The 9,460-nt window shown below is 65.6% G+C and carries 7 protein-coding genes; all 7 read left to right on the plus strand.

Annotated features, from left to right (window positions below):
• The first annotated feature begins 83 nt into the window (after window positions 1-83).
• The 7 genes from FG486_RS03970 to FG486_RS04000 all read left to right on the plus strand — a co-directional run bounded on the left by FG486_RS03970 (window position 84) and on the right by FG486_RS04000 (window position 9,401).
• The gene (locus FG486_RS03970; RefSeq protein ID WP_137775472.1) at window positions 84-941 is read left to right on the plus strand and encodes a hypothetical protein; all 858 of its coding nucleotides are present in this window, start codon (window positions 84-86) and stop codon (window positions 939-941) included.
• Between the two features lie 162 nt (window positions 942-1,103).
• The gene (gene ku, locus FG486_RS03975; protein ID WP_181266511.1) at window positions 1,104-1,982 is read left to right on the plus strand and encodes a non-homologous end joining protein Ku; all 879 of its coding nucleotides are present in this window, start codon (window positions 1,104-1,106) and stop codon (window positions 1,980-1,982) included.
• A gap of 2 nt (window positions 1,983-1,984) precedes the next feature.
• The gene (gene ligD / locus FG486_RS03980; RefSeq protein WP_181266512.1) at window positions 1,985-4,447 is read left to right on the plus strand and encodes a DNA ligase D; all 2,463 of its coding nucleotides are present in this window, start codon (window positions 1,985-1,987) and stop codon (window positions 4,445-4,447) included.
• Window positions 4,448-4,645: 198 nt separating this feature from the next.
• Window positions 4,646-5,950 carry an MFS transporter gene (locus tag FG486_RS03985; protein ID WP_181266513.1) on the plus strand — a complete coding sequence of 435 codons (1,305 nt, stop codon included), beginning with the start codon at window positions 4,646-4,648 and terminating at the stop codon, window positions 5,948-5,950.
• A gap of 17 nt (window positions 5,951-5,967) precedes the next feature.
• Window positions 5,968-6,582, plus strand: coding sequence for a gluconate 2-dehydrogenase subunit 3 family protein (locus tag FG486_RS03990; protein ID WP_181266514.1), 615 nt, complete (start codon window positions 5,968-5,970; stop codon window positions 6,580-6,582).
• Between the two features lie 9 nt (window positions 6,583-6,591).
• On the plus strand, window positions 6,592-8,289 hold the full coding sequence (locus FG486_RS03995) for a GMC family oxidoreductase (RefSeq protein WP_206678366.1): 1,698 nt from the start codon (window positions 6,592-6,594) through the stop codon (window positions 8,287-8,289).
• An 11-nt stretch (window positions 8,290-8,300) separates the two neighbouring features.
• A complete protein-coding gene (locus tag FG486_RS04000; protein ID WP_181266516.1) occupies window positions 8,301-9,401 on the plus strand; it encodes a ThuA domain-containing protein in 1,101 nt (366 codons plus the stop codon).
• Window positions 9,402-9,460 lie beyond the last annotated feature (59 nt).

Below are 9,460 nucleotides of genomic sequence, written 5' to 3' on the forward strand. Positions count from 1 at the left end.
GGCAACGGGTGTACCGAGCCAAGCGATTGAATTGTCTTGCCTCAGCCGCCTGGCGCATGAGGCCATCGGTCGGAGCCTGGACGTTGAAAATAGCCGCTATCCTGTCCGCCGCCGCTCTTGCCCTCGCATCGGCCGCCTTGTCGCCGGCCGAGGCCCAATCGGGCTATTATCCCGTCTTCTGCCAGGGCATCGCCGTGGGATCGGGCGGCAACAGCATGTTCCTGTCGTCCGGCTTCTACCAGGCGCTCAGCACCCCGCCAGAAGGCTATCTGATCACCGATGCGACGCTGACGGCTGAATTTGCCAAGGCGGTCAAGGCGCAGACCGGCGAAACCGTGCTGGGGCAGACCTGCTATACCCGCGCCGACCGCCAAGAGCTGGAGGCCTTCATCGCCACCACCCGCGCCTCGAACGGGGGCAACTGGAAGCTGGTCGACGTGACCTGGCTGCCGACGGGCGCCTATCCGCTGACGACGAACCTGGCCGATCTTCAGCCGGGCGGCGGCCCATCGCCTCGCGCCACCCCTGCTCCCGCCGCGCCTCCGGCATCGAGCGCTGCGGCTGCGGCACGATCGGCAGAGGCAGACCGGGTGGCCGTGGAACTGCGCCAGCGCGAACAGGCCGAGCGGGCTGCGGCAGCCGCACAGGCCGAAGCCGAGCGGCGGCTGGCCATCGCCAAGGCCGATGAGGAGCTGCGCGCCGTCAACGCCCAGCAGGCGCAGATGGCCGAAGCCCAGCTGCGCAAGAATGCCGAGGAGCAGCGGATCTTCGAGGAAAAGCAGCGCGTCTACGAGGAGCGCCAGCGCGCCTTTGCCGCTGCCGAGGCGAAATACCAGGCCGAGGTCAAGGCCGCCGCCGAAGCGCGCAGGAAATGGGAGGCCGATGTCGCAGCCTGCCAGGCTGGCGACACGACGCGCTGCGCGCCTGCTCCCCAGCCATGATGGCAAGCGGTTGACGCCCTTCGGGGCCCAGGCCGCGTCAGAGCACCGGGCGAAGATGGCAGCCAGGGGGAACCATGGCGCGCGGCAAACCGTTGCGGCCATGTAGATACAGCCCATCGGACCCCGCCATTGCCGCGTCGTGTCCCTGCAAGGAGGACCGTCATGCCCGCCCGCCCATCGTGGAAAGGCCAGATACGGCTGGCGCTGGTATCGATTCCGGTGGAAATCTACCCTGCGACGAAAAGCGGCGCAGGCATCCGCTTCCGCCAGATCCACGAGCCGAGCGGCCAGACGATCAAGTATGAAAAGACCGTACCCGGCATCGGCCCGGTCAAACCGGCGGATATCCTTAAGGGCTTCGAGTATGAAAAGGGCAGCTATGTGCTGCTCGACGAGAAGGAGATCGAGGCCGTCCGGCTCGAAAGCCGCAAGACGCTCGAGCTCACCCAGTTCGTGTCGCTGCACGACATCCCCGTGCTCTATTACGAAAAGCCCTATTTCGTGGTCCCCGCCGACGATCTCGCCGAAGAAGCGTTCATCGTGCTGCGCGAGGCGCTCGATCAGGCGAAGAAGGTCGGTCTGGGCCAGCTGGCGATGCGCGGGCGCGAATATATCGTCGCGCTTCGCCCCTGCGGTCGCGGCATCATCATGGAAACGCTGCGCTATGCCGACGAGGTCAACAAGGCAGCGTCCTATTTCCGCGAGATCGGGGATGAGAAGCCCGATGACGAGCTGCTCGAACTGGCGACGGCGCTGATCGACAAGAAGACCGCGCCGTTCGATGCAGGCGAGTTTCACGACCGCTATGTCGATGCCTTGCGCGACCTGATCGACACCAAGATGAAGAACAAGGGCAAGCGCGTCACGCCCGATGACGAACCGGCAGCGCCTGCGGGCGGCAATGTCATCGACCTGATGGCCGCGCTCAAGAAATCGGTCAACGCCAAGGCAGCGAGCACGGGAGACGCCAAGCCGGCGGCAAAGCGCGCTTCCGCGAAAAAGCCGCCCGCCAAATCCGCGGCCAGGCGCAAGGCAGGCTGACCGTGGCGGATCGCACGCCCGATCCGCTTGCCGAATATGCCGCCAAGCGCGACTTTGCCCGCACGCCCGAGCCCGACGCTACGCCCGCCCGCCGCAAGGGCAAGCAGCCGCCGATGCTGGTTGTGCAGAAGCACGATGCGACGCGGCTGCACTGGGACCTAAGGCTCGAGGCGGACGGCGTGCTCAAGAGCTGGGCGGTAACGCGCGGTCCGAGCATCGATCCGCAGGACAAGCGGCTCGCGGTCCGGACCGAGGATCATCCCCTGTCCTATGCGGATTTCGAGGGGGTGATCCCGGCGCGTGCCTATGGCGGCGGCACGGTCATGCTGTGGGATAGCGGGCATTGGGAGCCCGTGCCCGGCAAGAGCGCGAGCGACATCGACAAGGGCCATCTGCATTTCATCGCCCACGGCCAGCGAATGCGCGGCGAGTGGATTCTCGTGCGGATGAAGCCGCGCGCCGGTGAGAAGCGCGAGAACTGGCTGCTGCGCAAGGTCGAGGATGGCGAGGCCGGCCAGGGCGACGGGCTGGTCGAGCGCGCGCTGACCAGCGTCAAGACCGGGCGCACGATGGACCAGATCGCCTCTGGCACTGCCCCAGTTGCACCCCGGCGCAAGCGCGCAAGCGCAGCAGGATCACGTGCCAAAAGCCCCGTGCCCGCCTTCCATCCGCCGATGCTGGCGACGCTGGTGCATCAGCTGCCTGGAGGCCAGGACTGGCTGTTCGAGGTCAAGTACGACGGCTATCGCTGCCTGGTCGGCCTGGGCAAGGATGGCGCGATCGGCTGGACGCGCACCGGGCTCGACTGGAGCGACAAGTTCCATCCGGTGCTCGATGCCATGGCGCAAGTGCCCGCAGCGTCGGCGCTGTTCGACGGCGAGATCGTGGCGCTGGGCGAAGACGGCCGCCCCAGCTTCTCCGCCTTGCAGCGCGCGCTGAAATCGGACGGGCCGCTCAGCTATTTCGCGTTCGACCTGCTCGCGCTCGATGGCGAGGACCTGACGGAGCGGCCCTTGGCCGAGCGCAAGCAGCGGCTCGCTGCACTGCTCGAGCGGGTGGACCCGCCGATCTTCTATTCCGACCATATCGAGCGCGACGGACGCGCGCTGTTCCAGGCGATGGTCGACAAGGGCTATGAGGGCGTGATCGCCAAGCGCGCCTCGAGCCGCTACGTCGGCGAGCGCAGCGATGCCTGGCTGAAGATCAAGGTCGAGCGCCGCGAGGAGTTCGTAATCATCGGCTGGATCGCCAGCGCCAAGCGCGGACGGCCCTTTGCCTCACTGCTGCTGGGCCAGCATGAAGGTGGCCAGCTGGTCTATAAAGGCCGCGTCGGCACCGGCTTCGATACCGACACGGCAGCAGAGCTGCAGGCGCAGCTGGCCGACCTTGCCCGGGCCGAGCCTGCCATTGTCGATGCCAAGGCTGTGGCCGGCAAGGCGCACTGGATCGAACCCGTACTGGTCGCTGAGGTGCGCTATGCCGAGTATACGCATGACGGGGTGCTGCGCCATGCAAGCTTCATCGGCCTGCGCGGTGACAAGCCAGCAGCCGAGGTGACCGGGGAGATCGAGATGAACCAACCTGCAGGCTGGATCGCGCCCCAGCCTTCGATCCGCATCACCCATGCCGACCGGCCGCTGTTCGGGGCTGATGGCCCGACCAAGGGCGATCTCGCGAGTTGGTACGAGGCGGCCGCCCCGCTGATGCTGCCCTTCATCGCCAACCGTCCGGTGGCGTTGCTCCGCTGCCCGCAGGGGATCAGCGAACAATGTTTCTTCCAGAAACATGTCCAGAAAGGCTGGGGCAAGGAAATCGGCTCGCTGATGATCGAGGAGGCCGATGGCTCGACCGATCCCGTCTTTGTGCTGGGCGACAAGGCCGCGATCCTGCGCTGCGTGCAAATGGGAGCCATCGAGTTTCACGGCTGGGGATCGCGCGCTGACGATATCGAGCATCCCGACCGGCTGGTCTTCGATCTCGACCCCGATGAAGGCATCGGCTTTGCCGATATCGCCGCTGCCGCCCGGCAGATGCGCGATCATCTCGCCGATATGGGGCTCGTCACCTTTCCCATGGTGACCGGCGGCAAGGGCGTTCATGTGATCGCCCCGCTCGACCCGGGCGCGGACTGGGCAGCAACCGAGGGGTTCGCCAAGAGCTTTGCCCAGGCGCTCGAACAGGCCGAGCCCCGGCGCTACACCGCATCCATGTCCAAGGCGCGCCGCAAGGGCCGTATCTTCATCGATTGGATGCGCAATCGGCGCGGATCGACGGCGGTCCTGCCGTATAGCGTGCGTGCGCGCGATGGTGCTCCGGTCGCAGTGCCAGTCGCATGGGATGATCTCCCGTCGCTCGCTGGCGCCAACCGCTTCACTCTGCGCGATCCCGGAGCGATCCTGGACCATGCCAGCAGCGTTGGTGCCGATTGGGGCAAGGCCAGCCAGACGCTGACCATCGCGGACTAGCTCCTGCCGACGCCAACGGGCGCTTCGCGCTACCCTCGGCGCGGGCGCCGCAGCATCCGCGCGCCCGGATCAATTATAAAATTGCGGTTCTAATATCAACAAACCCATGCTAGGTGATGGCACAATTGTCGTGGCAAAATCCCACGGGCAACCGTGATCACGGTTGCCGGCAATGGCCGCAAGGGGGAGGAACGTGTCATGGCAGCATCGCATGCCACGCGAAGAACCATATATTGGCTATGCGTGCTGGCGCTGTTCAACGCCGCCTTTGCCAACGCCATCCGGGTCGGGGCAGCAGGAGCCATCAAGTCCGCCTTGCTCGACCCGATCGACGCGCGGCATTCGGGCGAGATGGTCGGAGCGGTGCTGGGCAACGCGTTTCTCGGCTTTGCGCTCAGCCTTCTGGTGATCAGCCCGCTGCTCGATAGGTTCGGCGCGCGGCGCGTGCTGCTGTTCGCCGGTGCCTGCTTTATCGTCGGTCCGCTTCTGGTGCTGATATCGGCGCATGCCGGGCCGAATGTCATGCTGCTGCTGAATGTCGCGATGGTGATCTGGGGCTGCGGCTGGGGGGCGACCGAGGCCTCGATCAACCCTGTGACCGCCCGCCTGTTTCCGGACGACAAGACCGGCAAGCTCAACAGCCTGCACGCCTGGTGGCCGATGGGGATCGTGCTCGGCGGCCTGCTGGCGATTGTCGTGCAGCAGCAGCTTGCGATGGACTGGCGCTGGCTGGTGGCCATGCCCCTGCTGCCCGGCGCTGCGCTTGTCATTCTCGTGCTGCGGCGCCCTTTCCCTGCCATCGCCAGCGTCGAAACGGGCACCAGCTTCCGGACGATGCTGTCCGAGCCATTCCGCCGTCCCGGGTTCTGGATCTTCTTCGGCATCATGCTGCTGACCGCGTCGGCAGAGCTCGCGCCTGCGGCATGGGTCGATGTCGCGCTGACCCAGACCGTCGGCATGCCGGGTATCGTCGTGCTGGTCTATGTCGCTGCGGTCATGTTCGTGATGCGGCATTTTGCCGGATCGCTTGCGCACCGCCTGTCGGACATGGGGCTGCTGCTGATCTGTACCCTGCCGGCGTGCGCGGGGCTGTTTCTGCTGTCTCGCGCCGACACGCCGACAAGCGCGCTGATAGCTGCAACGCTCTGGGCGATCGGCGTGTGCTTCATGTGGCCGACGATGCTCGCCGCAGTGGCGCGCCGCTATCCGCAGAGCGGTTCCTGGGGGATCGGGCTGATCGGCTTTGCGGGGGCGATCGCCATCTATTTCGTGCTGCCGCAACTGGGCCGGATCTATGACGAAGCCAAGATCGCCAGCGCAGGCGGAGCGGAAGCCTTTGCTGCGCTGGCCCCCGGATCGGCGCGGATGCAGGCAGTGCTGCGGGATGCGGCAGAGATATCGTTCCAGACGGTGGCGGTCATCCCGGCGGTGCTGCTCGGCATATTCGCGCTGCTCTGGCTTTGGGAGCGTCGCGTGCACGCCGCAGGATCGGCGCGCGCTTGAAAGGGGAAAGCAGGACGATGCACATAGCGATTGAAATCGACAGGCGCACGGCGTTGCACGGCATCATGGCGCTGCTCGGCGCGACGGCGGCAGCGGGATGCGGCTATGTGCCCGGATCGGACGCGCGCGCCACTCTGGACGAAGGTCAGCTGAAACTGCTCGATCTGGTGGCTGACACGATCATTCCCCAGACCGACACGCCCAGCGCGGCCGAGGCTGGCGTGCCAAAGCGGCTTGCGGCGATGTACACCGACTGGGCATCTGATGAGACGCGCAAGGCGCTGTCCGGTGCGCTCGACCGCATCGGCAAAGCCGCAAGGGCGGCCACCGGCAAGGATTTCGCGGCGCTGTCGCCGGACGAGCGCCTTGCCTTTCTGCGCGACCACGAGGCCGCTGCGCTCAAGCCCGTCCCGCCCAAGCCCGGTGCGCCAAAAGGCACGTTCATCGCGCCGGTGGTTTCGGTTGCCGATGTCGGATACCACACGCTCAAGCAACTGATAGTGGGCCTCTATTTCAGCAGCGAGATCGGCCTGACCCAGGAACTGATCTACGAGCATGTGCCGGGCCCATGGCAGCCATCGATCCCGATCACCCCGGGCATGCGCCCGTTCGCCACGCTCGGCCCTTTCTGATCGGAGATCATGCAGATGTCTTTTGATGCCATCGTCATCGGTTCGGGCATGAGCGGCGGGATAGCTGCCAAGGAGCTGTGCGAACGCGGGCTGAAGGTTCTGGTGCTGGAGCGGGGCAAAAATATCGATCCGGCCAGGGACTATATGGACCACCAGATGCCCTGGGAATTTGTCAACAACATGCAGGTGCCCGAAGACGAGGTCGCGCGCGACTATCCGGTGCAGAGCCAATGCTATGCCTTCAGCGAGGCGACGAAGAAATTCTGGCCGAAGGACAGCGAACAGCCCTATTCGACGCCCGAAGACAAGCCGTTCACCTGGATCCGCGGCGATCATCTCGGCGGGCGTTCGGTGATGTGGGGGCGGCAGAGCTATCGCCTGTCCGAAATGGATTTCGAGGCCAATGCCAAGGATGGGCACGGTACCGACTGGCCGATCCGCTATGCCGATCTTGCCCCTTGGTACGATCATGTCGAGCGGTTCATCGGCGTTGCCGGATCGAAGGAAAGCCTGCCGCAGCTGCCCGATGGCGAGTTTCTGCCCGCATTCGAGCTGAACGATGCAGAAAAGCAGTTCAAGGCGATGGTCGAGCAGCGCTTTGCCGGGCGCAAGGTGATCTCGGGGCGCACCGCCAACCTTTCGGTCGCGCAGCCGCACCACGAGGAACTGGGCCGTGCCAGCTGCCAGAACCGTTCGATCTGCGAGCGCGGTTGCAGCTTCGGCGCGATGCATTCCAGCCTCACCTCTTCGCTGCCCGCAGCGAAGCGCACCGGCAACCTGACCATCGTCACCGATGCGATCGTCCATTTGATCGAGCACGACCCGAAGACCGGCAAGGCGACCGGGGTGCGCGTGATCGATGCAAAGACGAAGGAAGGCCGCACCTATCAGGCGCGGATCATCTTCCTCAACGCCTCGACCATCGGCACCGCGCAGATCCTGCTCAATTCGGTATCCGAGAAATTCCCGCGCGGGCTCGCGAACGGATCGGACCAGGTCGGGCGCAACCTGATGGACCATCTGTACGCGCTGATCACCATCGCGATGTTCCCGGGACCGGAGGACCGCTATTATCGCGGCCGTCGCCCGACAGGGCTGTACATCCCGCGCTTCCGCAACGTCACCGAGCCGGGCGAAGGCTTCGTGCGCGGCTATGGCTATCAGGGCGGCGTTTCGCGTGCAGGGTGGCGCGGGGCGGCGCTGCAGCCGGGCGTTCTCGGCGCGGAGATCAAGCAGCGCGCGCATACCATAGGGCCATGGACCGCGTTTCTCGGCGGCTTTGGCGAGATGCTGCCCAATCCGGAGAACCGGGTGACGCTGCACGCCACGCGCAAAGACAAATGGGGCCTGCCGATCCCGCATATCGATTGTGCGCACGGCCCCAACGAGAAGGCGATGATCCAGCATATCCAGGCCGATGCCAGGGCAATGCTCGAAGCCGCCGGCGCCAAGGTGGTGATGCAATCGCCCGAACCGGGCAAGCCGGGCCTGGGCATCCATGAAATGGGTACCGCGCGCATGGGGCGCGATCCTTCCACCTCGGTACTCAACGCCTTCAATCAGGCGCACGAGGTGCCCAACCTGTTCATTACCGACGGCGCGGCGATGGCCTCGTCGGGATGCCAGAACCCCTCGCTCACCTATATGGCGCTGTCCGCGCGCGCGGCGGACCATGCGGTCAAGCTGATGAAGGAAAACGTGCTGTGAAGCGATTGTCGATGCTCCGTCCGCTCGCAATGGCCGCGCTCGCGCTCGGCGTACCCGGCCAGCTGAACGCACAAGCCGTCACAGACTGCCCGCTGCGCGACAAGCCCTTTTCGGTCGAGAGCCCGCTGATCGACGTGCTGCTCAATCCCGAGGCGCGCAGGCTGACCCAGGCGGCTACGGGTCAGGATTTCGACAAGACCCCACCTGCCTTTACCGGCACCACCCCGCCGACCTTCGCGGCGATACTGACGGTGGCCAAGTTCGCCAGCTTTGTCGGCGTACCAGAGTCCGCCATCGCCCCGCTCGATGCGCAATTGCGCGCGCTGCCGGTCACTGCCGAGGACAGGCAAAAGCGCTGCCAGCGCTATGACAATGACCGCCTCGCGATCGCCCTGCCCCGCGACGGCAAGCCGCGGCTGCTGCTGTTCGAAAAGATCATCGGCTTCAAGGACACGCCCTCGGTCAATGCCGCGCATGCCGCGTTCCTTGCCATGGCCGAGCGCAAGGGCTGGCATATCGTCGCAACCGACAAGGCCGGGGCCTTCAACGCGAAGACGCTGGGCCAGTTCGATGCCGTCATCTGGAACAATATCTCGGGCGATGTGCTGACCTTGGCGCAGCGCAAGGCGTTCAAGTCCTTCCTGCAGCGCGGCGGCGGTTTCGTCGGCATCCACGGATCGGCGGGCGATCCGGCCTGGTTCTGGGACTGGTATGCCGATGATCTGCTCGGCGCGCGCTTCATCGGTCATCCGATGAAGCCGCAGCTTCAGGAAGCGCGGATCGCGGTCGATCCCGATCACCCGCTCGCCAAGGCGCTGCCGGCGGAATGGCGGATGACCGATGAATGGTACAGCTTCGGCACCAACCCCCGGCGGATCGGCGCCAGGGTGCTGCTGACACTAGACGAGAGCACCTACAGTCCGGTCGGCATCAAGGGCGAGGATCTGCGCATGGGCGACCACCCCATCGCCTGGACGCACTGCATCGGCAGGGGACGCATCTTCTATTCCGCGATCGGCCATGCGCCCGAAACCTATGCGCAGCCGCAGAATGTCGCGATGCTCGAGGCCGCGATCGGCTGGGCCGCAACCGAGCGCAAGGCCTGCAACTGACCGCCGGACTTTCCGTGCAGACCAGCCTGCCCCGCGTACGGACCGCCGAAGCCTGAGGG

This window comes from Blastomonas ursincola, from assembly GCF_013607875.1.
In the GTDB taxonomy this organism is placed as follows: domain Bacteria; phylum Pseudomonadota; class Alphaproteobacteria; order Sphingomonadales; family Sphingomonadaceae; genus Blastomonas; species Blastomonas ursincola.

Bases quoted from the DNA above. Each gene is read 5' to 3' on its own strand.
- ku (WP_181266511.1), top strand. From the start codon at position 1,104: ATGCCCGCCCGCCCATCGTGGAAAGGCCAGATACGGCTGGCGCTGGTA.
- FG486_RS03985 (WP_181266513.1), top strand. From the start codon at position 4,646: ATGGCAGCATCGCATGCCACGCGAAGAACCATATATTGGCTATGCGTG.
- FG486_RS03990 (WP_181266514.1), top strand. From the start codon at position 5,968: ATGCACATAGCGATTGAAATCGACAGGCGCACGGCGTTGCACGGCATC.
- FG486_RS03995 (WP_206678366.1), top strand. From the start codon at position 6,592: ATGCAGATGTCTTTTGATGCCATCGTCATCGGTTCGGGCATGAGCGGC.
- FG486_RS04000 (WP_181266516.1), top strand. From the start codon at position 8,301: ATGCTCCGTCCGCTCGCAATGGCCGCGCTCGCGCTCGGCGTACCCGGC.